General features: G+C 70.2%; 17 protein-coding genes. 5 read left to right on the top strand and 12 right to left on the bottom strand.

Going from position 1 to position 22,282, the window contains the following annotated elements:
• Positions 1–881: 881 nt before the first annotated feature.
• From O5O46_RS28075 to O5O46_RS28060, 4 genes are all read right to left on the bottom strand, one after another.
• Entirely contained in the window at positions 882–1,580 is a 699-nt protein-coding gene (locus tag O5O46_RS28075) for a LysM peptidoglycan-binding domain-containing protein (RefSeq protein ID WP_269858403.1), read from the bottom strand.
• A 425-nt stretch (positions 1,581–2,005) separates the two neighbouring features.
• The gene (locus O5O46_RS28070) at positions 2,006–4,171 is read right to left on the bottom strand and encodes a SpoIIE family protein phosphatase (RefSeq protein WP_269858402.1); all 2,166 of its coding nucleotides are present in this window, start codon (positions 4,169–4,171) and stop codon (positions 2,006–2,008) included.
• 225 nt (positions 4,172–4,396) lie between these two features.
• Positions 4,397–5,038, bottom strand: coding sequence for a TetR/AcrR family transcriptional regulator (locus O5O46_RS28065; RefSeq protein ID WP_269858401.1), 642 nt, complete (start codon positions 5,036–5,038; stop codon positions 4,397–4,399).
• A gap of 254 nt (positions 5,039–5,292) precedes the next feature.
• A complete protein-coding gene (locus O5O46_RS28060; RefSeq protein ID WP_269858400.1) occupies positions 5,293–5,661 on the bottom strand; it encodes a VOC family protein in 369 nt (122 codons plus the stop codon).
• 410 nt (positions 5,662–6,071) lie between these two features.
• Here O5O46_RS28060 and O5O46_RS28055 point away from each other — a divergent pair, with 410 nt between their 5' ends.
• Positions 6,072–6,749 carry a hypothetical protein gene (locus O5O46_RS28055; RefSeq protein WP_269858399.1) on the top strand — a complete coding sequence of 226 codons (678 nt, stop codon included), beginning with the start codon at positions 6,072–6,074 and terminating at the stop codon, positions 6,747–6,749.
• Between the two features lie 84 nt (positions 6,750–6,833).
• Here O5O46_RS28055 and O5O46_RS28050 read toward each other — a convergent pair whose 3' ends face one another.
• Both O5O46_RS28050 and O5O46_RS28045 read right to left on the bottom strand, forming a co-directional pair.
• Complete coding sequence (locus tag O5O46_RS28050) at positions 6,834–8,417, bottom strand: LCP family protein (RefSeq protein WP_269858398.1); 1,584 nt, start codon at positions 8,415–8,417, stop codon at positions 6,834–6,836.
• Positions 8,410–8,964 (bottom strand): DUF6542 domain-containing protein, encoded by a 555-nt coding sequence (locus O5O46_RS28045; RefSeq protein WP_269858397.1) that lies wholly within the window; start codon positions 8,962–8,964, stop codon positions 8,410–8,412. Before O5O46_RS28045 ends, O5O46_RS28050 begins: the two co-directional genes overlap by 8 nt.
• Before the next feature lie 268 nt (positions 8,965–9,232).
• Here O5O46_RS28045 and O5O46_RS28040 point away from each other — a divergent pair, with 268 nt between their 5' ends.
• Positions 9,233–9,541 carry an ArsR/SmtB family transcription factor gene (locus tag O5O46_RS28040; RefSeq protein WP_269858396.1) on the top strand — a complete coding sequence of 103 codons (309 nt, stop codon included), beginning with the start codon at positions 9,233–9,235 and terminating at the stop codon, positions 9,539–9,541.
• Positions 9,542–9,556: 15 nt separating this feature from the next.
• Here O5O46_RS28040 and O5O46_RS28035 read toward each other — a convergent pair whose 3' ends face one another.
• Positions 9,557–10,078, bottom strand: a complete 522-nt coding sequence (locus tag O5O46_RS28035; RefSeq protein WP_443072642.1) for an Lrp/AsnC family transcriptional regulator — start codon at positions 10,076–10,078, stop codon at positions 9,557–9,559.
• A 160-nt stretch (positions 10,079–10,238) separates the two neighbouring features.
• On the opposite strand from O5O46_RS28035, the gene O5O46_RS28030 reads away from it, so the two are divergent.
• Positions 10,239–12,578 (top strand): transketolase-like TK C-terminal-containing protein, encoded by a 2,340-nt coding sequence (locus tag O5O46_RS28030; RefSeq protein WP_443072641.1) that lies wholly within the window; start codon positions 10,239–10,241, stop codon positions 12,576–12,578.
• A 50-nt stretch (positions 12,579–12,628) separates the two neighbouring features.
• Here the strand turns inward: O5O46_RS28030 and O5O46_RS28025 are convergent, their stop codons facing one another.
• From O5O46_RS28025 to O5O46_RS28005, 5 genes are all read right to left on the bottom strand, one after another.
• Positions 12,629–14,524, bottom strand: a complete 1,896-nt coding sequence (locus O5O46_RS28025; RefSeq protein WP_269858393.1) for an ABC transporter ATP-binding protein — start codon at positions 14,522–14,524, stop codon at positions 12,629–12,631.
• Positions 14,521–16,707 (bottom strand): hypothetical protein, encoded by a 2,187-nt coding sequence (locus tag O5O46_RS28020; protein ID WP_269858392.1) that lies wholly within the window; start codon positions 16,705–16,707, stop codon positions 14,521–14,523. Before O5O46_RS28020 ends, O5O46_RS28025 begins: the two co-directional genes overlap by 4 nt.
• Entirely contained in the window at positions 16,704–17,600 is an 897-nt protein-coding gene (locus O5O46_RS28015; protein WP_269858391.1) for an ATP-grasp domain-containing protein, read from the bottom strand. Before O5O46_RS28015 ends, O5O46_RS28020 begins: the two co-directional genes overlap by 4 nt.
• A gap of 587 nt (positions 17,601–18,187) precedes the next feature.
• Positions 18,188–19,021: a hypothetical protein gene (locus tag O5O46_RS28010; RefSeq protein WP_269858390.1), complete on the bottom strand. Its 834-nt coding sequence runs from the start codon at positions 19,019–19,021 to the stop codon at positions 18,188–18,190.
• A gap of 117 nt (positions 19,022–19,138) precedes the next feature.
• Positions 19,139–20,059 carry a LysR family transcriptional regulator gene (locus O5O46_RS28005; protein WP_269858389.1) on the bottom strand — a complete coding sequence of 307 codons (921 nt, stop codon included), beginning with the start codon at positions 20,057–20,059 and terminating at the stop codon, positions 19,139–19,141.
• 208 nt (positions 20,060–20,267) lie between these two features.
• On the opposite strand from O5O46_RS28005, the gene O5O46_RS28000 reads away from it, so the two are divergent.
• Together O5O46_RS28000 and O5O46_RS27995 are read left to right on the top strand one after the other, a co-directional pair.
• Positions 20,268–20,873 (top strand): ArsR/SmtB family transcription factor, encoded by a 606-nt coding sequence (locus O5O46_RS28000; RefSeq protein ID WP_269858388.1) that lies wholly within the window; start codon positions 20,268–20,270, stop codon positions 20,871–20,873.
• Positions 20,870–22,171, top strand: a complete 1,302-nt coding sequence (locus tag O5O46_RS27995) for an MFS transporter (protein WP_269858387.1) — start codon at positions 20,870–20,872, stop codon at positions 22,169–22,171. Before O5O46_RS28000 ends, O5O46_RS27995 begins: the two co-directional genes overlap by 4 nt.
• Positions 22,172–22,282 lie beyond the last annotated feature (111 nt).

Genomic DNA, 22,282 nt, shown 5'->3' with positions numbered 1-22,282 from the left:
TGCAAAACAAGACATAAGAATCGGCGCGGGCTACGGCCTGGATTAGTACGCCGACATTCACTCGCGGGTGAGCCCCCGCCATCCCTGGCTTGCGGGCACCTGGTTGCCACTAAGTGGCCTCGTATGTGACGCGCCTCATATCGGGGGCATCACAGCGAACCGCCCTTAATGTGACGTGGGTCATATTGCGCCCGTCACACGAATAGGGCGGTGGGTGGGGAAGGCACTGCAAGGAATGCCGAAGGCCCGGAAATCAGGGGGCCTGGAAATCAGGGAAGAGGCCCCGCGTCGGCCCCGGCGCGGTGCTGGCCGCGCTTGGTCCGAGCCCCCGGCGGGTGCCGCTGGCGCGGCTCGGGGTGGAGCGGTGCGGGTTGCTCGCGGCTCAGGCGCCGCGATGGCGGCCGGCTCCTGGATGAGAGGGCTGCGCCGGGATGCCCGCCGCGTCGCGCAGGGGTGGCCGGGGGGGCGGATGCCGCTGATCGTGACCGCCATCCACATCGGGGGACCTGGAAGGTCGCCGCGGACAGCGGAAGCACCAGCGATTCGGCCAGGTTCACGGTGGTCACCGCGTCCACAGAGGAAGGACGCACAGCTCTCGCTGGAAACGATGGGGAGGCGGACATGGCTGACGCCTGACCCGCGGGATGTCGTCGGCTGCGCAGCGTGCACCGCACCGGGGGGCGATCAGGCCTGACGCGCAGCCGACCGTGAAAGGCGCCGCGGTCGCGTACCGCGCGGCGGCGTACGGTTCGATCACGTCGGCCATGGACGTTGCCGTCGCCTGGGCGCTCGGTTGCGGAAACGGCGAACCGCCGTGCGTGACAACGGACCTGGCGGCCCGTGCGTCACGCACGGCGGTTCGGTAGCGCTATGAGGTGCGATCAGTAAGCGCTGTTGACGTTGTCGATCGAACCGTACCGGTGCGCCGCGTAGTTGCAGGCGGCGGTGATGTTGGCGACCGGGTCGTAGATGTTCCAGGACGTACCGGCCACGTGGTAGGTGGTGAACGTCGGCTGGATCACCTGGAGCAGACCGATCGAGGGGTGACCGGCGGCGGCGTTGGAGTCCCACAGGTTGATGGCGTTCGGGTTGCCGGAGGACTCGCGCATGATGTTGCGGTGGATGCCGTCGTAGCTGCCGGGGATCCCGTTCTGATGCATGATCGCCAGCGCGTGGTTGATCCAGCCGTCCAGGTTGTTCGGGTACGACTGCGTGCTCGTCGTGGCCGAGGAGGACGTCGCGGTGGTGGCCGAGGCCGGGGTGGCGGTCGCCACGGAGGACGTGCTGGACGCGGTCGATGCGCCGGGGAGGGTCAGCTGCTGCCCGGGCTGCAGGACGTACGGGCTCGTGATGCCGTTGGCCTGGGCGAGCGCCTGCCAGCCACCGGTCACGTTCTTCGCCTGGGCGATCCCCGACAGGCTGTCACCGGACTGGACGGTGTACGTCGCCGGTGCGGAGCTCGCGGTGGCGGCCTCGGCCGCGCCGGGCGCGGCCAGGCAGGTGAGGGCGAAGGTGCCGGCGATGACGGCGCCACTGGTGAATCCAAGGCGCTTACGGCGGTTGGGTGCAGGAGTGGGCATGAGAGCAGACCTCTTCCGGGGGGGCTTGTCCGCAGTTGCCGGTCCCCTCGGCAATAAGCCCGCATCTCGACTAGCGGTGCGCTGCGGCGGGGACATTCTTAGCTGCTCGGAAATAGGTCCACAATTGCTCTTTTTACTACCTTGGTTAGTTGTGCGGGCCGGTGACCGGGACCTTCGGCCCGCACCGTTGGTCCTGTAAGGAGGACGTAAACCACTAGGTCACTTCGTAAGTGACTTGCGCCCTATGTTGCGCATCACATGATGCAGGGCAGAAAGGACGCATGGTGACGTTAGCAGTGCGGAATGTGCATATTCCGTCCCGGATGCGTTCGGAATTCGCCTGTATGCGAACGCAACCGACCTTCTGCAGAAGATGCATTAGATGCATCAAAAAGAGCTAATTGCATCTATAGTGCAAAACGGACTTAAGGTGCTTCGCTTGCTATCGGCTGCTCGCACCAGATGGTCTTGCCATCCCGGGCGTGCCGGGTGCCCCAGCGCTGGGTGAGCTGGGAGACCAGCAGCAGCCCGCGCCCGCCCTCATCGAAGCTGCGCGCACGGCGCATGTGCGGTGCGGTGTTGCTGCTGTCGGAGACTTCGCAGATCAGCGTCTCGTCGCGGATGAGCCGCAGCTCGATCGGCGGCTGGGCGTGCCGGATCGCGTTGGTGACCAGCTCGCTTACCACCAGTTCGGTGGTGAAGGCCGCCTCGTGCAGCCCCCAACTGGCGAGTCGGCGAGCGGTCCACGCCCGGGCATCGGCCACGGCGGCGGGGTCCGCCGGGATGCCCAGACCGGCGACCCGATCAGCGGCCAGCGCCTTGGTACGGCCGATCAGCAGCGTCGCGTCGTCGGAAGGCCGCTCGGGGAGTACCTCCTCGAAGACCGACTCGCACAGCGCCCGCGCTGACAGCGTGGGGCGGGCGAGAGCCCGGCGCAGCCGCCGCAGACCCTCGTCGACATCACGGTCCCTGGAGGCGATCAGGCCGTCGGTGTAGAGGGCGAGCACACTGCCCTCCGCGAGTTCCACCTCGGCCGCCTCGAACGGGAGGTTGCCCAGCCCGAGCGGTGGCCCCAGCGGCAGCTCGGGGAACTCAACCGTGCCGTCCGGGGCCAGTACGGCGGGCGGTGGATGCCCTGCGCGGGCGATGCTGCAGCGCCGGGAGACCGGATCGTAGACCGCGTATGTGCAGGTGGCGCCCTGCTCGGCGGCCTCGGCCTGCCCGTCGTCCTCGGTGGCGAGACGCGTGACGAGGTCGTCGAGATGGGTCAGCAGCTCGTCCGGGGGCAGGTCGACATCGGCGAGGGTGCGTACGGCGGTGCGCAGCCGACCCATGGCCGCCGCCGCGGTGATGCCGTGGCCGACGACATCGCCGACCACCAGCGCCACGCGCGCACCGGACAGCGGTATGACGTCGAACCAGTCGCCCCCCGCGCCGCTTCGACCACCCGCCGGCCGGTAGCGTGCGGCGACGTCGACCGCCGCCTGCGCCGGAAGACGCTGTGACAGCAGGCTGTGCTGGAGCGCGAGGGCCGCCGTGCGCTCTCGGGCGAAGCGGCGGGCGTTGTCCAGGCAGAGGGCGGCGATCGCTACCAGTTCCTGGGCGAGTAGGCGGTCGTCGTCGGTGAACGCCTCCGCGCTGCGGCGGAAGAAGATGGTGACGCCCAGGATCGCGCCCCGCGCGGATATCGGCACCGGCATGATCGACTGGAACTTGAACGCCTGGAAGCGCGCGGCCCGCGCGGGGTCCATGGCCAGCCACGCCTGCACGACGGGGTCGGGCGTGCGCAGCACGGCGGGCTTGCCGGTCGCCATGGAGCGCACCGGGGGTGACTGCGCCGGGTAGTAGTCCACTTCCCCCGGCTTGCGCACGGCCTCCGGTTCGCCTGCGAGCACCGAGCGGTTCGCCATCCGGCGCAGTGCCACGGTCCGGGTGAAGGGGCCGGGCTCGTCGCCGCGGAGCACGGTGTCCAGGAGGTCGACGGTGACCCAGTCGCAGAGCCGGGGAACCGCGGTGTCGGCGAGTTCCTGAGCGGTGCGCATCAGGTCGAGCGTGCTGCCGATGCGGGAGCTGGCCTCGTTGATCAGGGCCAGCCGCTCCTGGGCGCGGTGCTGCTCGGTGATGTCGTCCACGGTCGTGCAGACGCCGAAGACGTGGCCTTGCTGGTCGTGGAGCGGCGCGGCGGTGGTGGCGAAGATCCGGACATGGTCGGGGTCGGCCGCTGAGCGTCCCCGGATCTCGTCCACCACAGCCGGTTCGCCGGTGGCGAGCACCTGGCGCATACAGCGTTCCCACACCGCCGGGTCGGGGCCGTAGGCCAGCCTCGACAGTCGGTGTGCTTGGCCGTCCGTCGGTGGAGCGCCGAGGAGGCGGCTCATCGCGGTGTTCTGCCGTATGCAGCGCAGATCGGCGTCGAAGACCGCCACCGCGATCGGTGACTGGCTGAACAGCCAGTCCAATATGGCCTGTTCCTCATGCGAGCACCGGAGCTGGCCGGGCGTTGCCGCCATGATCGCCTCGTCTCGCTCCTGCGCAGCGTGCGTCCGCGCCTGGCTGATCGCCAAGCCGCTCACGACCAGCATGCTCCCCATATAGATTTGGTACAACCGGATCTATATGGGTTTGCCCGGCTTGCCGTGGAGCCGCCACCTTGCCCTCCTGCCAGCGGACGCAGGTCTTCCGGACCCCACCTGACGCCCGCTCACCGGCGTCACACGGCGGATCCGCCACCGGTCCCGGGGACTGGCGCAGGGCGCGGCCCACACGGCTCGGGCTGCTGGCGAACGACTGCGGGTGTCCCTATATCTGGGGTGCGGTCATCGGGCCTCCTCATGTTTGGTGAGCGCGCCGTACAGGAAGAGGGTGACCAGTTCGCGGTCGGTGAGCGGCTCGGGGGCGCCAGGGCGCCCGGCGGACATCAGCAGGAGCTGGAAGGCGTCCGCGAGCCGTTCCGGGGCGAGCCGCAGGCTGTCCCGGTCGGGCTCGAACAGGGCGGCCAGGGCCGCGCGTGGCGTGGCGAGGGCCGCTTCGCGGTCCGGTAGGCGGGTGTCCTTGCCCGGCTGGTCGGGGGCCGGTCGCCCAAGCCGCCCGGCGGAGGCAAGGGCACCAGCCACGGCGCCTATCCGGGCCATGTGCCCGCGCATCACCTCGGCGGCCTCGGTGAGGCGGGCCGTGAGCGGTTGGTCCAGGGAGATCGATTCGAGGTGGGCGACGGCGTCGTCGGAGCGCAGGGCCTCGGCCATGCAGGCCGCGAGCAGTGCGTCCTTGTCCGGGAAGACGCGGAATATTGTGCCTTCCCCGATGCCCGCGGCTCGGGCGATCTTCGCCGTGGTCACGGAGGCGCCGTACTCGATGACGAGGGGGAGGGCGGCGGTGACGATCATCGCCCGGCGCCCTTCGGGATCCATGGCCGGGGCGCGGCGGCGGGCTGGCGGGGTGGAAGCGGTGTTCTCTGTCATGCCTCAAGTCTGCGGAGTGAGTACTCACTCCGTCAAGAGATTATGTCGCCCGCCCTTCGCCGGAGTGCGCTCCGGAGAGGGTGACCGGTCGGCCGAAGGGACGGATCAACTCCCGTAACGCGGCTGCCGGTTGTCCCTCGGCGATGCTGGGGGGCCGGTCGCCTCGACCAGCGGCCGGTGTGCGTCGGTACCCGTTCACATTCCGACCGGCAGTGGCTCGCGCAGCGCGCGGGCCTTGTGCCCGTGCCCGGGCGTCAGGTGAGGGGCTGGAGGAACTCCAGACGGTTGCCGACCGGATCGGTGCTGTAGAAGCGGCGGTGCCCAGGCAGGTTGTCGTCCCACACCACCGGGGCGTTGTGCGCGGCGAGCCGTTCCGCGAGCGACTCGATGTCGGTGACCCGCAGTCCAGGGTGGGCCTTGAGCGCGGGGCGGAAGGGATCCTCGATGCCCAGGTGGAGTTGGACGCCGTGGTCGTCGCTGGCGAACCAGCAGCCGCCCCGAGCGGCGAGCACCGGCGGCTTGGGGATCTCGACCATGCCGAGCGCGCCGACGTAGAAGGCCCGCAGGATCTCCTCGCTCGCGGGAGGCGCGGCAAGCTGAACGTGGTCAAGGGCGGTGAGCATGGTGAATTGGCCTCCAGTCGGGGCGGGTTGGACCGTCCGGCCCACCGCACACGATGTCCGGGCACGACGAGCGCGCGTTGGGTGACGGTTACCGCGAGCCGGTAGAACGCGGGGAGAAGCGGATGCGGGGCTGACTGTGGCCCGGACTGCTGCCGCAATCCATGTCTTCGCCTCCTCCCGGCCGGGGGCGCTCGCCTTGGAGACCTCAACGCCCGTAAACCACTTGAGTATAGACAGCTACTTGCGTAACGATGCAAATACTTGGCGGAGTCTTGATGCTCCAGTGCGTGACGGTCAACGGCGCGCCGATGCGTCAGAAGTTGCGCAACCAGGGAACTGAAGCAGCGAGTTACCGCGTCGCTCCGAGTAAGAGGTCAGCGGAGTGACAGCACGACCACCGGAGGAAGACCATGGGGGAACCTTCTGCGTATCGCCCTACCGCGGGCACGTTTTCCAGTAGCCCCGGCTATCTGTTGCAGGAGGACCGAGGTGATTTCGACCAGGTTCTGCAACAGGCCCTGGAGGCTCCACGGATCCGGGGGGCGCTGGCCAACTCCGGTGAAGCGGTCACCGTCGAGCAGTTGCGCACCCGGGCGTTCGGGGCGAGTGCCTTCATCGCCGCCGCCGCGCAGGCGGAGTACCAGGAGTACGTACGGGTCCGTGAGGCGGCCGTCCACCCGGACGGGGCACGCTCCGAGCGGGAGGGCAGCGTCGCTCCGGACTTGGGCGGACGCGGCCAGCTTGGGGCGGCGTTGGCCGTGCTCGTTCCGGTGCTGGGCGGCATTGCCTCCGCGGTCTTCCTGCTGCTCGGCTACGGTCTGCGGCTCTCCGCCGCCTGGCCGCAGTTCGCGGGAACGCTGATCGCCACGGGCTGGGCGGCGGCCGGAATCTCCGCGGTGGTCGCGCTGTCCGACGCGGTCGGACTGTTGGCCAGCGCGGCGCGCAACGGCGCCGAGGCGGACGCCGCGCACAGCCCGGAGGTCGAGCGTGCCCGCAGCAAGTGGCGAGTGGCGCTGCTGGAACGCGGTATGTTGCCCTATCTGCTGGGCCAGTTGCCGCAGAGGCGGCACGCCGGGGTCGAGGCGTAGGACGCCGCGTTGGCCGCGTTCCGTGAACGAAACCCCGGGGCCGGCCCGGCCCCGGGGTTTCGCCTATCGCCTCGCGCCGGGGCGTCAGTTGACGCAGGGGATGCCGCCCTCCTTCACGGAGTCGCCCGCGAAGGCGCTGTCCGGCGGCGTCGACGGGGAACTCGACGGGGCAGCGGACGGGGCCGTGCCGCTGGAACCGGTCGAGGTTGCCGGGGGCGCGGTGAAGTCCGTGCCGAGGGTGACCTGGACGTGACCGGCCGGGACCGACGCGCTGGAGACGGCCGCGGCGGTGCCGAGCTTGGAGGCGAGCTGCTGGGCCGCCTGTTGTGCGCCCGCGCCGTAGACGACCGTGGTCTTCAGCTGGGTCGCGGCGTTGGACGTCCGCCCGGCCGAGTAGCCGAGCGCCGTCAGTGCCTTGAGCTCGTCGGCCGCCGCGCCGGTCTTGCCCGAGCCGTTGAACACGTCCACCGTCGCGGGCGCGGGCTTGGCCGTGTCGGACGACTTGGCGCCACCGGAACTGGGGGAGGGGGACGGGTCGTGCCCGATGGTCGCCTGCACGATGGACCTGATCTGGTCCGGGTTGACCAGATTGACGTCCTCGTTGTTGCGCATCCCGAAACCGGCGATCGGCAGGGTGTGGAAGACCACGTTGCCGCCGGTGAGGTTGGTGGCCTGCTGGGCGAAGTCCAGCACGTCGAACTTGTTGTCGATGACCAGGTCCTTCTTCACCACGCCGAACAGTCCCTGGAGCTTGCCCAGGTCGTTGAAGACCCCCTGGGTCTTCAACTTGTGGGTGACCGAGGAGATGAACGCCTGCTGGCGGTGGGTACGGTCCAGGTCTCCGCCGTCCAGGCCGTGCCGCTGCCGTACGAACGCGAGCGCCTGCTTGGGGTTGAGGTTCTGCAACCCGGCCTGGAAGTTCGCGCCGGAGTACCAGTCGTGGACCGGGTGCTTGAGGCAGACCTGGATGGGCTGGAGGACCTGCGCGATGTCGTAGAAGCCCAGCAGGTTCACCTCGGCGAAGTGGTCGATCGGTACGCCCAGGAAGTTCTGCACCGTCGCCAGCGTCGCCTCACGACCGGCCTCTCGGCTCTGCGCCTCCAGGTCGGCGCCCTTGACGCCCTGCGCGGACAGCTTGTCGTGGGCGACCGTGTAGGCGTTGGCGTACGCCTCCTTGATCTTGTAGTGCCCCTGTGACGTGCCGTCTCCGTTGAAGGTCTGGACGTAGTCGTCGCGCGGGATGGAGAACGCGGTGACCTTGCCGCCGTCCGCGGGTATGTGCATCAGGATCAACGTGTTGGTGTTGTAGTACCCGATGTCACTGGATCCGGCGTGCAACTGGTCCTGTACGAACTCCTTCGGCAGGTCGTTGCCGTTCATGTCCTTGCGTGAATCCAGGCCGATCAGCAGGAGGTTCACCGAGTTGTCGAGGTGCTTGGGCGCGTGCTGGCCCACCTTGTCCAGCGCGTCGGAGGTGTTCAGACCGCTGGTGATCCAGTGGTACGCGGCCCAGGAGACCCCGCTGGCCGCCAGCACCGCCGCCGAGGACAGGCACACGGCGACCCGCCCGGCGACCACCAGCGGCGAGCGCCGGGGTGCCTTGCTGTTGCGGCGGGCGGCCCGGCCGCCCGCTCGCCCGGACGACTCGGCACCGACTTCGTCACGCACCGCTGCTCCTCCTGTTACGCCTGGCCCGGACAAGTCGCGCCGCCAGTACGGCGATCACCGTGATCTCGGCCGCCGCCATGGCCGGGAACGCGTCAACCGCCCAGTGCACGGCTGAGGTTGTCAGCTTGGCATGAGACGTGGACGTGTTCGCCAGTTGTTCGGCGGCGATGGTGATCGCGGCCAGCACGAGCGGCGGCGCCGACAGCACCAGCCAGGTGCCCTCGCGGGTACTGTTCATCGCGGTCAGCGCCGCCGCGAGCGCCGCCGTGATCGTGAAGGTCCAGCCCAGTGCCGAGCCCAGCAGCTCGTCCATCAGGGCACCCGCCACCGGCAGTGCCACCGCCAGCAGGATGATCCTGCCGAGCGGCGCCGCACCGGGTTTGTTCCGCTTGCTCCGTGCGGTGCGGCCGGGGGCCTGCCCCGCGCCCGCTCTACGGGAGCCGCCCGCCGCTCGGCCGCGCGGGCCCGGCACACGGCGGGACTGCCGTGCCGTCTCTCGCGGCAGGTACATCGACTCGCTGGGGGCTTCGGCGCTCTGGCCTGTCATTCGCCTTCCTCGTCCGGCCCGCCGACACGTCCGTCCGGCAGTGCATTGGTCCTGCTTGCGAAGGACGCAGGAACTGATGCTTCCGGTTCTAGGGACGACTCGCGTCGACTCCTGGTTGCATTGTTGCGCAATGTAGCAAGCATGGAGGCTAAGCTGTTCGGGCGCCCGGAAGCAATCCCGGGGCGGTGCCACGGAAGCAGGGGACGCGAACCAGGTCGGGGAAGGGGCCGCGGCGATGTCGGGAGGGGTGCGGCATGGGGATCCCCCTGTGCGGGCGTTCGGTCTCGCCGCCGAGGCGTTCGCACTGCTGGCCTCCCCCCTGCGACTGCACATCATCCTGGCGCTGACCGAGCGGGAGAGCGACGTGTCGCAACTCGCACTGCGTGTCGGCGCCACGCCGCAGGCCGTCAGCCAGCACCTGGCCAAGCTGAAACTCGCCGGAGCGGTGCGGGTCCGCAGCGAAGGCCGGTACCACGTTTACCAGGCGATCGACCCGCAGCTGGGCGTGGTGGCCAGGATGATGCTCGAAAGGGTCATGGGCGAGCCGCTGGACGACGCCGCAAGCCTGCCCGCCTGATAGTGAGCGCGCCCCTCAGCCGCGGGTGCGGCCGGGCGAGGGGCGGGCGGTCCGGGGTCCGTGCTCCGCGGCTCTGCTGAGGAGTTCCGTCAGCCGGTGCGGTACGAGTTCCCGCATCGCGAGAGCCGTGTTGGTGCGTTCGATGCCGGGGCAGTCGAGGATCTTCCCGGCGACCCGGTAGAGGTCCTCGGTGTTGGCGGCGACCACCCGCACCAGCAGGTCGGTCGGACCGCTGAGGCCGAAGACCTCCACGATCTCCGGAATGTCCTTGAGCCTTTCGGCCACCTCGGCCAGGTGGTGCTGGTCGGCCTGGGCGGTGACGAACGCGGTGAGCGGATAACCGAGCGCACCCGGGTCCACTCGGCGTTCGAACGAGCCCAGCGCGCCGTTCTCGTCCAGCTTGGCCAGCCGGGCCTGCACCGTGTTCCGGGACAGCCGCAGCCGTTCGGCCAGCGCCAGAACGGTGGCGCGTGGATCGTCGGCCAGCGCGAGCAGTATCCGGGCATCCGTGGCGTCGACGACCGGTCCGCTGTTCACACTGCTCACTCAAGCCCCCTTTCGTCTTGGGCAAGTGAGCACAATGCTCACCTGAATCGAGAGACGTTGTGCAGATGGTGAGTCGTGTGTCTACTTACGGAGCATAGAGCGGAATCAACCCGAGCGACGGTGCGAATGGCACCGGAGGTGGTGGAGCGTGATCACTAGTGCCGTGCCGGCCCAACCGCGGACCCCAGGCGGTGCCGGGCAGGACGAACTCGCCGCGCTCGGCGCGGTCGAGCGCCGCGTACTGTGGCTGTCGACGGCGATCATCGACCACGCCAACCGGGTGCGCCCCAACCCCTCCGGGCTGAAGGTCGGCGGCCACCAGGCCTCCAGCGCGTCGATGACCTCGATCATGACGGCGCTGTGGTTCCACGAACTCACCGCGCACGACCGGGTTTCGGTCAAGCCGCACGCGTCGCCCGTACTGCACGCGATCAACTACCTGTTGGGGGAGTTGGACGCGTCGTACCTCACCACTCTGCGGTCCTTCGGCGGGCTGCAGAGCTACCCCAGCCGCTCCAAGGACCCCGATCCGGTGGACTACTCCACCGGATCCGTGGGCATCGGCGCCACCGCTCCGGTCTGGGGCGCGATCGCCCGGCGCTATGTCGAGGGGCGGTTCGGCGGAGCGGGGCGTGGACGGCAGTACTCGCTGCTCGGTGACGCCGAACTGGATGAGGGCGCGATCTGGGAGGCCATCCAGGACCCCATGGTCCCCGACCTCGGCGAGATCGTGTGGATCGTGGACTTCAACCGGCAGTCGCTGGACCGCGTGGTGCCGGGGATCGCCGCCGGGCGGCTGCAGGGCATGTTCGCCTCCGCGGGCTGGCAGGTGATCACCGTCAAGTACGGGCAGTTGCTTGAGGAGTTGTTCGCCCGCCCCGGCGGTGAGACGTTGCGCAAGCGGCTGGACACCATGGGCAACCCGGAGTACCAGCGGCTGCTGCGCTGCACCCCGCAGCAGCTGCGCGAGCGCCTGCCGGGCGCCGGCTCGACGGCCGCGCCCATCGCCGAGCTGATCGCGGGACTGGACGACGACACGCTGCGCGCAGCCGTGCGCAACCTCGGCGGGCATGACCTCGGCGCGCTGCTGGAGGCGTACCGCCGTATCGACGACACCCGCCCGACGGTCATCTTCGGCTACACGGTGAAGGGTTACGGCCTGTCCAGCGAAGGCCACCCGCAGAACCACTCCTCTCTGCTGACGGAAGCTCAGATGCGCGAGCTGGCACGGCGTTTGGGGACAGACCTGGACGACCCGTGGGCGGGATTCGCCGACGGCAGCCCGGAGTCGCAGCTGTGCCGTGCGGCGTCCGACCGGCTGCGGCGCCCGCAGTTCCCGCGTGCCGCGCCTCCCGAGCTGCCCACCGACATCGGCCGCACCCCCTCGGGCACCGGCAACACCCAGCAGGCCCTGGGCCGACTGCTTCTCGACCTGACCCGGCAGGCACCGCAGGCCGCCGCCCGGATCGTCACCGTCAGCCCGGACGTCAGCTCCTCCACCAACCTCGGAGGCTGGCTCAACAAGGCCGGGGTCTGGTCGCACACCGAGCGCCCCGACTGGTTCGCCGACGACGCCGAGACCATTCTGCACTGGCGGGAGAAGCCGACCGGCCAGCATCTTGAACTGGGCATCGCGGAGACCAACCTGGTAGGGCTGCTCGGCGAGTTGGGCGCCACCTGGAGCCGCTGGGGCCAACCGCTGCTGCCGATCGGCGTGGTGTACGACCCGTTCGTCAACCGGGCGCTGGAACCGTGGTCGTTCGGAATGTACGCGGGAGGCCAGTCGATCCTGGTGGGCACTCCCTCGGGCGTCACCCTCGCACCGGAGGGCGGTGCGCACCAGTCGATCACCACACCGTCGCTGGGCATCGAACAGCCGGGCTGCGTCAGCTATGAGCCCGCCTTCGCGATCGACACCGAGTGGTGTCTGCTGGCGGCGCTGGCCAACCTGGGCAAGCCCGACGGCAGTTCGGCCTACCTGCGGCTGTCCACCCGCCCGGTGGACCAGACGCTCGCCGCGGTGCCCTCCGACCGGGCCGCCCGTGAGCGCCGCCGTCGCCAGGCCGTGGCCGGTGCCTACGTGTTGCGGCGGGCGGAGCAGCCCGCGGTGACCCTGGCGGTGATGGGCGCCATGGTCCCGGAGGCGCTGGCCGCCGCGGACCGGCTGGCGGAGCTGGGCTTCCCCGCGGATGTCATCTGCGTGACCAGCCCGGACCTTGTCTTCCGTGCCGTACAGGCCCGACGCGGGTTGCAGGAGGGTTCCGGTTGGCTGCTCGACCAGGTCTTCCCCGCTGAGCGGGCGGTCCCGATGGTCACCCTGCTCGACGGCCACCCGCACACGCTGGCCTTCCTCGCCACCATCAACAACGTGCCGGCGACCACCCTGGGCGTCAGCCGCTTCGGCCAGTCCGGAGCCATCGAGGACGTCTACCGCTACCACGGCATCGACACCGACAGCGTCGTTCGGGCGGCGCTGGATCTGGTGGACTGAACGGGAGTTGGCCGGGGTGCTGGCGGCGCCGCCAGCACCCCGACGCCGAATCACCCGACGGCGTCGTCGACCGGGGCGAGAGCCGGCGGCTCCGCCGCGTAGCGGTTCTGTTCCGCGAGCAGCCGGGCGAACGGTCCACCCCGCGCCCGTAGTTGCCGGTACGTACCGCGCTCCGCGATGCGGCCCGCCTGCAGGACGACGATCTCGTCCACCTGCCCCAGAGTGCTCAGCCGGTGCGAGATGACGATCACGGTACGGCCGCGGGTGAGGTGTTCGAGGGCGCGCATCACCTCCGCCTCGGCCTCCACGTCCAGGTGCGAGGTCGGCTCGTCCAGGATCAGGATCGGGGCGTCGCGCAGCAGGGCGCGGGCGATGGCGATGCGCTGCCGCTGGCCGCGGGAGAAGTTCTTGCCCAACTCGCGTACCTGGGCCTCGTATCCGTCGGGCAACGCGGTGATCGTGTCGTGGATGTGTGCCTGCCGGGCGGCGGCGATCACCTCTTCGTCGGTCGCGCCCGGCCGGCCGATGGCGATGTTGTCGCGGACGGTCCCCTCGAACAGGATCGAGTCCTCCGGCACCACGGCGATGTTGTCGCGCAGTGTCTCCAGCGGGTAGTCGCGGACGTCGAGGCCGTCGACCGTGACGGTGCCCTGCCAGGACTCGTAGAAGCGCGGCAGCAGCCGGGTGAGGGTGGTCTTGCCGCTGCCGGACAGACCGACGAGGGCGAGCCGGGTGCCGGGTCGGATCTCCAGGTCCACGCCGCGCAGCACCGGTCGGTTCCGGTCGTAGCCGAACACCACGCCGTGGTAGGCGATGTCACCGCGCAGGCGCGAGGGGCCGGTGTAGCGGCGGGCGACGGAGCGTTCCTCCAGGGGCTGGTCGAGGATCTCCTGGATGCGTCCGGCCGCGGCTGAGGCGGTGGACGCCAGCAGCGTGAGCTTCGACAGGTCGCGCATCGGCTGGTAGAGCTGCTTGGAGTAGGCGAGGAAGACGGTCAGGGTGCCGACGGTGAGGCTGGCGGCCGGAACGGTGAGGAATCCCAGCGAGTAGCGGTGGGCGTGACCGGCGGCGATCCAGGCGCCGAAAGTGATGATCACGACGTCGCTCACCGTGATGAAGACGATCACCAGCGGGTTGAACTCGGCCTGCCGACGCCCTGCTCGCAGCCCGAAGCGCCGCTGCTGGTCGACATGGCCCGCGAAGGCCCGGGCCGCCCAGCGCTCCAGGGTGAACGCCTTCAACTCCACGATCGCGGTGATGGACGCGTTGGCCACCCGGGCGACCTGCCCGGCCGCACGGGCCGCCTCCTTCGAGGCCCGTTTGACCCAGCGGGTGTAGAGCAGGACGGTCACGAACAGCAGCGGGGCGATGCACATCGCCAGTACGGTGAACTGCCAGTTGATGACCAGCATCACGGTGAGGATCCCGGCGAGGGTGAGCACTCCGGACAGCAGGTCGACCAGTCCGTCGGTGACCAGCTTCTCGATGTCGGTGATGTTGCCGCTCACCCGTTGGACGACCTCGCCGACCTGCTGGCGGACATGCCAGTCCAGGCCCAGGTGCTCGATGTGGGTGAACAGCCGCTTGCGCAGCCTCGCTCCCAGGTCCTGGCCGACGTAGGCCGCCACGGAGAGCTGGACGAACGCCACCACCGCACTGATCAGCCCGAGGGCGAGGAACATCAGCCCTGCGAAGAGCAGCACCCCGAGTTGGGTGTGCGCCTCCGTGAGGTGCGCTCCGCTGCGGTCGCCGAAGCGGTCGAAGTAGCCGAGTAGCCAGCCGGTGCCGGGAATGTTTGGATCCCGGTGGTCGACGATCTTGTCCAGGATGATCTTGAAGGGGAAGGCCGCCAGTACATCACTGGTCACCGCGACGAAGGTCAACGCGACCGCGACGCACACCAGCAGCCGACGGCCGCGCAGTTGCCGATAGAGGAAGCGGATCATCCGTCCTGCCCTCCGCCGAACCGTTCCAGACACCGCTCGATCTCCGCCGCGACCCAGCGCAGTTCCGCTGGCCGAGGGCTGCCGAGCCGGCGAACCCGGCGCGAAGCGATCTTCAGCAGCAGCGCGGCGTCGAACAGGGCGGCGCGCTGCCGTACCGCAGCAAGACGCGCCGGGTCTGCGCCCTGGTGGGCCCGCGCGGCCAGATAGGCGTCGAGGAAGGCATCTGCGGCCGACTCGTACCAGGCATGGTTGCCGTGTTGGGCGCGTTCCAGACGCCGTGGCCGCAGATACGCGAGGAAGTACCCCACGTCCAGCGCCGGATCGCCCTGGCCCGTGCCGTCCAGATCGGTGATGACCGGATGGCCGGGCGGGCAGAAGACGAGCTGGCTCGGCTTGAACGCGCCGTGCACCAGGGCGGGTTGAGTGCTCTTAGCCCGGCGCAGCGCCTCGGCGAGAGGCTCGACCACACCGGCCAGCTCGCCCACCGTACCGGTCAGGGTCTGCGCCCAGGCCTGGACCCGGGTCGCGTAGTGGTGCCCGTCCGGCGCGCTCCGGCCGGAAACCACCGGGCTGGTGTGCAGCCAGGCCAGCGCCGCCGCGCTGGCGGCGAGCGCCTCCCACGGCGGACGCACACCGTCGCGCGCCCGCCGCGGCGGGCGCAGTAGCGCCGTACCGGGCAACTGGCCGCCGGCGTGGGCACCGCCCGCGGTCTCGGTGAGCACCAGGCCCAACTCCTCGACCAGGCCCAACGGCCTTGGCACGACCGCCGGTCGGGCCGAGTGTTCGGCCGCCGCCCACAACCGCTCGCCGAGTTGATGGGCGGCCGTCGCGTCGGCGGGGTCACGGTAGAGCTTGCCGAAGAAGACCAGTTCGTCCCCGCCGGACAGCCGCACGTGGTAGCGCAGTACGCAACGAGTCGCGGGCTTGTACCGGACCGGATGTACCCGCACCGCGCTGACCCGGGCCCGTGGATCCGCCAGGACCGTTCTGGCCGCGGCCGTCAGGGCGGTGGCCAGCCTGCCGTCCGGGGGGTCGGTGGCGCACGCGACGGGCAGAGCGGGCAACTCGGCGTCATGCGGGAAGGACTGCAGCGTCAGGCCGATCCGCGGACAGTGCAGTACGCCGGGCCAGCGGCCGTGGAAGTCGGCCGGGTCGACGGATGAAAGCGGCGCCCCGGCAACGGAGTTGGCCAGCGCCGACTCGGCCAGCCGCACGGTCACCAAAGGCCCGGCGGCGCTGCGGTAGCTCGCGGTCAGCCCCCGTCCGGGCTTGCGGCGCACCGAGGCCACCCGCAGCGCACCGGCGTCACGGTCGAGCGCCCCGACCAGGTCGCGTACCGTCCCGTGGAGCACCGCCACCGGCGATGCCACGGCCTGCCGCAGCGGTGGGCCGCCCCGGGGCACCGCCTGCCGTACCAAAGCGGCGAGCGCCAGGGGCGCGCCCGGGGCGCCACGGCATCCGGGGAACGGATTGACGTCGACCACCATCGGCCCGGCGCCGGTGTCGAGGATGTCGACGCCGTAGATCCGCAGGTCGAACACCTCGCCCACGGCCCGGGCCAGGTCGAGCCACCCCGGCGGCAGCCGCAGCGGATCGAGCGACCGGGTGGCCTTCCGTGCGGCGCCGTCCAACGGGCTGCCCCGAAGCCCGACGAAGACCCGCTCGCCGACCACCCAGAGCTTGTGGTCCAGGCCGTCGTTGGCGATGAACTCCTGGACGACCACGGGCTCATCGGCCCAGTCACCCTGCAACGTCCCCAGCCGCTCCGGCCGGTCGAGGCGCGCCACGAGATCCCCGCGGCGACTGGTGCGGCTCTTGACGATGAGCGGGAAGCCCGGTGCCGTCGCGTCCACGAGGTCCGAAAGCCGGGCGAGATGACGGGTGTCGGGGAACGGCAGCCCCGACCGCCGGGCGAGGTCGGCCATGTGGACCCGGTCCAGGCAGCGCTCGGTCGCGTCGGCGCCGTTCACCACATGGCCGCCCAGACGCTCCAGCCGGCGGGCGAGCGCCACGGCGCGCGGTGAGTGGGCCTTGAGCAGGTACAGGTCCGCGGTCGGACCGAGGTCCCCGGCAGTCGGGTCGTCGGCGTCGAACACCGTGACGCGGTGCCGCCCACCCAGCAGATCGGGCAGCGGGGCCAGCAGCGGATGGTCCGGGTGGCCGGTCAGTAGGCAGACTCTCATGGCAGCCCCGCCCCCATGGGCTCGTCGGCCGTTGGAACACCGGGGCTCCTACCCGCCAACGCGCCGCCCCTGTCGTCCTCTGCCAGCCGGGTGCTCAACAGCGCCGCCCGCTCCTCGCGTTCCGTACGGCCGACGGCGGCCAGCCGAAGGATCCTGCGGGCCACCCGTTCGACCGCGTCGGGGACGCAACGGAAGCTGGGGAAGTCGTTGACGTCCACCACCACCCAACCGTCCGGCCCCTCCACCAGGTCCACCCCGTACAGGTCGAGACCGAACACCTCACCCACGGCCGTGGTCACCCGCGCCAACTCGGCCGTCAGCGCGGTTTGGTGGCCGCGCACCGGAACGCCCGGGTGCAGCGGTGAGCGGTGGATGGTGGCGTGCATATCCCCGCCGATGTTGTAGACCTTGACGTCCACGCCGGAGTTGACGACGTACGGCTGGGCCAGCAGGAAGCCCTCACCGGCCAGCGATTCGGCGATGTCGCTCAGTTCGGCGGGCCTGGTCACCAGATGCACGGCGCGGCCCGAGTTGCCGCCGGTCGGTTTGACGACCAGCGGATAGTGCTCGTCCGGTATCTGGTTCAGCAGCGTCGGCGCGGCCGCGAAGTACGTCAGGGGGAAGGACAGTCCGGCCCGGCGGGCAATGGCCGCCGCCACCGCCTTGTCGCGTACGAGTCGGATGGCCCGGGCGTCGTTTATCGTGGTCAGCCCACTGGCCGCGACCGCCTCCAGCACGCTCAACCCGGGTCCGCCGGAGACGGTCTTGAGTACCCAGGCGTCGTGCGGGGCTTGGCGCGCCAGATCCGAGACCCTGGCTATGGACCGTCCCGGCTCGAACACATCGATGTGATGGTTCCACTCCGCCAGTCGGCGGGCCACGGACAGGGGCATGCTGTCGCGACGGTAGCAATCCTCGACGATGAAACACAGCCTCATCGGACCGCACCCTCTCCTCGTCGGCATAACACCGCGGAGCTTTGTTATGCCGGGGCCTGAACGGCGGTATGCCGGCTAGCTTCCGAGGCAACCAGTCGGACGAGCCAGCCGCCCGCTCAAGTAGGCCATTCGGTTAACGGGTGGCGAGTTTGGTGAATCCATCACATAACGTGGAAGTGAACTAGTGCCCCTCCAGGGCGCCGGTCCCCGGCCGAGTGAGCCGACCGGGGACCGGCTGCGGGTGCGTCATGCACGGTCGTACGCGAATTCCCCCGAATGGCGTAGTCGTCACGTGGCGCCATACCCGTTGCCGTCGGGCTGGGCCCGGATGGGAGTCGAACCTCCCGTGCTCGGCGAGCATGCTGATCGCCGCTCAACGGGCCGAGCGGTCTGCGGTCTCGCCGTACGTTGAATGTGCGGCGGGGTTCGTCCCGCGAGCGTTCACGGAGCGGTTGAGTTCCGCAGGCAGCTGGGAGGGAAGCGCTGCAGCACTTCGTTCGCCCTGGAGGGGCTCCGCCGGTCGCCGTGGTCGGACGAGCAGGTCACTGGCTACCGTCGAGCCGTGCCCGCCACCGGGTGAATTCCGCGGCGAGATCGGGATTGACCGGGGTGAGGCTGGTGAGTTGGCGGTCTATGTAGTGCAGATACAGCGGAACCAGATGGGCGTTGAGCAGTGCGGTCGCCTGTTCCCGGTCGAAGGGATGGCCATGCCGCCACCGCATGGTGGTGCGCACGAGTTCGGCGGCGACGGGTTTCCGCTCCGCCAGATAACGGTCCGCCGCCTCGTCGGTGGAGCCGACCCGCCCGGTCGCCGAGGTGTACAGGAATCGCACCGGAAGCAGCACGATCTTGGTGAGCCGGACGAACTCGTCCAGCAGTACGGCGGGTTGGTGGAAGGCGTCGACGGCGAGGTCGGTGGCGAATACGGACAGCGCGAAACGGGCGCTGTCCTCAAGGAGCCGGGCGCGATCGGGGTGTGGTAGTCCGGCCTTCACGTCCCTGCCGTACAGCACTCTGCCGTGCTCCACGAGGTCCAGTCGGTCGATCGCTGGGAACCGGCCGTCGGCGCGGTCTTCGCGTAACGCGGCCAGCGAACTCCAGAACACCGACAGCCGCTGGTGCAACGGGCTGCCGCTCGCGCGTAGCTCCTGCCAGGTCCCGTCAATCGTGGCCTGATCGCCGGGGAGGTGGTTGTCGAGGATCAGGGCGAGGTCCACATCGCTGACCGCGGAGGCGAATCCGCCGTGCGCCAGGCTGCCCAACGCGTAGGCACTCACCAGTCGTTCGCCCAGGGCCTGTCGATACACGGCGGTGGCCGCGTCCAGCACGGTCTGGCCGCGCTCGTCGGCTGTGACATCGGAGGTTGCGTAGGTCATGGCGGCACACTTCCGTCACCGCGGCGCCCGGCGCAAGAGGGGCGATCAAGCGGTCCACGCGCTTCGCGCAAGTGGGCGGACGCCGACAGGCTGCCGACTCGTTCCTGACGAAGACGTTCAGCCCACCGGAAGGTGTTCCGCCGCCTCACGCAGGCAGTCAGCCAACTCGGCCACCGCGTCGGTCTGCGCCCCCGGAGGCCGCGCGAGCAGCACGCGGCGGGAGACCGGCGCACCCTCGCGGACGCGCACCACCCGCACGTTGTCGGGCAGCAGTCCGACAAGGTATGGCGGCAGCGTGGTAACCCCACATCCCGCGGCGACCAGGGCGAACTTCGAGAGCCAGTCCTGCGCCTGATGCCCGACCACCGGCCGTTGCGGGAGCGCGGGCCAGACCCCCAACTCCGGCTCGCCGCGTGCCGCTTGCGTGCTGGAGATCCATGTCACGTCCCGCAACTCGGCCAGCGTCACCGACCCGTCGCGCCCGAGCTCCCCGCGTGCCGGGACTGCTACCAGCAGATCGCCTTCGAGAAGGACATCCAGCCGTAGTGGCGGGCTCTGGTCGTCGGGAGCCGGGTGAGGAGGCCGGGACGAGATCACCGCGAGGTCCAGCGTGGTGGCGCGCAGACCGCGCACCAGGGAGGGGGTCGAGCCCTCCCTGGTCACCACCTGGACGTCCGGACGGCGCCCTCGCATCAATGCCAGAGTCTCCGGGACGATCGCCGCGCCCACGCTCTTGAAGACGCCGAGGCGCACCGATCCGCCGCCCGGCTCGGCCCCGTGCATGATGCGTTCGGCCCGGTCGACCTCGTCAAGCGCGGCCGAGGCGTGCCATAGCAAGGTCACTCCCGCCGCGGTGAGCCGGACCCCGGCTCCGCCGGGCCGCCGTTCGAAGAGGCGCGCGTCCGCGGCGCGTTCCAACGCGGCCATCTGCCGTGACACGGCGGACTGCGAGTAACCGAGCGCCGCCGCGGCCGCGGTGAAGGACCCGCGCTCGGCGATCGCGCGCAACACCCGCAGCGCGGTCGAGGACCACTCCATGACGAAACAACATATCCCACGGTCCCAGCCCGGCGCCTTCGGCATGGGCTGGCCAGGAGAACCACGCCCCACCAGGCGCGAGCGACGCCGACCGGTTCGGTCGACAGCCACGTAGTCGCCGGTAAGTGGCCGCCCGGGAGCGGAAGTTGCCGATGAGTGTCTGCAGAGGACTCTTTGCAGAGAGTTCTCTGCAAGATACGCTGTCCGCATGCCAGGGGAAGTCGAGCGCACACCACGACCCAGCAGGCCCACCCGGCGCATAGACGCGCGCAGTCTGCGGGGGCTGGCGCATCCGCTGCGGATGCGGATCTTCGAGTTGCTCAGTCTTGACGGTCCCGCCACCGCCACCAGGCTCTCCGAACGGCTCGGGGAGAACACCGGAACCGTCAGCTGGCATCTGCGTCAGCTCGCCGAGCACGGTTTCATCGAGGAGGAGACGGGGCGGGGTACCAGGCGCGAGCGCTGGTGGCGGAGGGTCGCCGTCCCGAACGAGCTGAACACCGCTGACTTCCGCGACGATCCGGACAGCCGGGGCGCGCTCTCGGTCTACCTCCACGAACTGGTCCAGCTGCACTTCAACCGGGTCATCACCTACGTCAACGAGGACTGGGAAGACGCGTGGCGGGCTGCGGGCACCCTTGCCGACTGGAGCGACCTGCGGCTGACGGCACCCCAACTGGCAGCGCTCAACGCCGAGTTGGCGGCCGTCATCGCCCGCCACACTCCCGCCCCGGACGCCGAGCCCGCCCCTGACGCGCTGCCGGTGGTCGTACAGCTGCAGTCGTTCCCCCGCGGCCAGCGGGGCGGGGCATGAGCCAACTGCTGCGGCGCCACCGTGACTTCCGGCTGCTGTGGTGCGGCGAGATCGCAGGCAAGTTCGGCGCGTCCGTCACCGGGGTGGCGATGCCGCTGATCGCCGTGTCCGAGTTGCGGGCCAGCACGTTCGACGTCGGCCTGCTGACCGCCGCCGCCTGGGCTCCGTGGCTGCTCATCGGGCTTCCGGTCGGTGCCTGGGTGGACCGGCTGCCGCGTAGGCCGATCATGCTGACCGCCGCCGCGGTCTCGCTCGTGGTGTTCGCCTGCGTCCCGGTCGCCGCCTCGTGCGGTTGGCTGAGCACCGGCCTGCTGCTGGCCGCCGCGCTCCTCACCGGCACCGCGGCGGTGTTCTTCCAGACCGCCTACAGCGCCTATCTGCCCAGCGTCGTGGCGCCCGCCGACCAGGCCGAAGGCAACGCCAAGCTCCAGGGCAGCGCGTCCGCGGCACAGATCGCCGGGCAGGGATCCGGCGGTCTCATCGCGCAGTTGGCGGGCGCGGTGAACGGCATGTACGTCAACGCCGCCACGTTCCTGCTCAGTCTGCTCTGTCTGGCGGGCATCCGGTACCGCGAGCCGCCCACCGCCAGGGCCGTACGCCGCCCCAACGCACTGCTCGGCGAGGTCGGCGAAGGGCTGCGACTGATCGGCGCCGACCCCTGGTTCCGTACGCTGGCGCTGTTCGCGGCGGCCTCCAACCTCGCCCTGATGGGGTACCAGTCGATCCGGGTGGTCTTCCTGGTCCGGAGCGTGGGTCTGGCCTCCGGGGTGGTCGGCGCGCTCATCGCGGCGGCCAGCACAGGGGGCGTCGCCGGGGCGTTCGTCGCCCGTCGGGTCGCCGATCGGATCGGTACGGCTCGGGCGACGCTGCTGTTCGAACTCGGGCTCACCACCTTCGCCCTGCTCATCCCACTGACCTTCGGCGGCGCCGGAACCGTTGCCTTCGTGGTCGGCGGCTTCTGCGTCTCCGCGGGCGTCGTGGCCGGAAACGTGATCAAGGCGGGCTTCCAGCAGTGCTACTGCCCGCCTGAGCTGCTGGGCCGCCTCACCGCGAGCACGGCGTTCCTCAGCTACGGCACGATCCCGCTCGGAGCGCTTCTCGGCGGTGCGCTCGGCACCGGGGTCGGTCTGCGCGCGGCGATGTGGATCACCACGGCGGGGATCCCACTCGCCGCACTGGTGCTGTTCTTCTCTCCCGTCCGGCGCGTGCGGGACCTGCCGAGTTCCCGCCCGGACCGAGGCGGACCAGCGCGGTGCGAACCCGTGGCCACCGGACGGGAATCCGCCGGAGCGGACTAACCGCCTCACTCGTCTGCCCGGGCCGGCGTGCCGAAAGCCGCCGTGCCGAACAGGCTGTAGTACGTCACCGGCCGCGGAGGGCCGTCCTGACCGGACCCTCCGCGACGGTGA

The organism is Streptomyces sp. RPT161 (genome assembly GCF_027533845.1).
In the GTDB taxonomy this organism is placed as follows: Bacteria; Actinomycetota; Actinomycetes; order Streptomycetales; family Streptomycetaceae; genus Streptantibioticus_A; species Streptantibioticus_A silvisoli_A.
The sequence above is the reverse complement of the archived record's forward strand: the minus strand, read 5'-3'. Positions and strand labels throughout refer to the sequence as shown.

Coding starts and splice junctions, on each gene's coding strand:
- O5O46_RS28075 (WP_269858403.1), bottom strand. CDS start 1,580: ATGCCCACTCCTGCACCCAACCGCCGTAAGCGCCTTGGATTCACCAGT.
- O5O46_RS28070 (WP_269858402.1), bottom strand. CDS start 4,171: ATGGGGAGCATGCTGGTCGTGAGCGGCTTGGCGATCAGCCAGGCGCGG.
- O5O46_RS28065 (WP_269858401.1), bottom strand. CDS start 5,038: ATGACAGAGAACACCGCTTCCACCCCGCCAGCCCGCCGCCGCGCCCCG.
- O5O46_RS28060 (WP_269858400.1), bottom strand. CDS start 5,661: ATGCTCACCGCCCTTGACCACGTTCAGCTTGCCGCGCCTCCCGCGAGC.
- O5O46_RS28055 (WP_269858399.1), top strand. CDS start 6,072: ATGGGGGAACCTTCTGCGTATCGCCCTACCGCGGGCACGTTTTCCAGT.
- O5O46_RS28045 (WP_269858397.1), bottom strand. CDS start 8,964: ATGACAGGCCAGAGCGCCGAAGCCCCCAGCGAGTCGATGTACCTGCCG.
- O5O46_RS28025 (WP_269858393.1), bottom strand. CDS start 14,524: ATGATCCGCTTCCTCTATCGGCAACTGCGCGGCCGTCGGCTGCTGGTG.
- O5O46_RS28020 (WP_269858392.1), bottom strand. CDS start 16,707: ATGAGAGTCTGCCTACTGACCGGCCACCCGGACCATCCGCTGCTGGCC.
- O5O46_RS28015 (WP_269858391.1), bottom strand. CDS start 17,600: ATGCCCCTGTCCGTGGCCCGCCGACTGGCGGAGTGGAACCATCACATC.
- O5O46_RS28010 (WP_269858390.1), bottom strand. CDS start 19,021: ATGACCTACGCAACCTCCGATGTCACAGCCGACGAGCGCGGCCAGACC.
- O5O46_RS28005 (WP_269858389.1), bottom strand. CDS start 20,059: ATGGAGTGGTCCTCGACCGCGCTGCGGGTGTTGCGCGCGATCGCCGAG.
- O5O46_RS28000 (WP_269858388.1), top strand. CDS start 20,268: ATGCCAGGGGAAGTCGAGCGCACACCACGACCCAGCAGGCCCACCCGG.
- O5O46_RS27995 (WP_269858387.1), top strand. CDS start 20,870: ATGAGCCAACTGCTGCGGCGCCACCGTGACTTCCGGCTGCTGTGGTGC.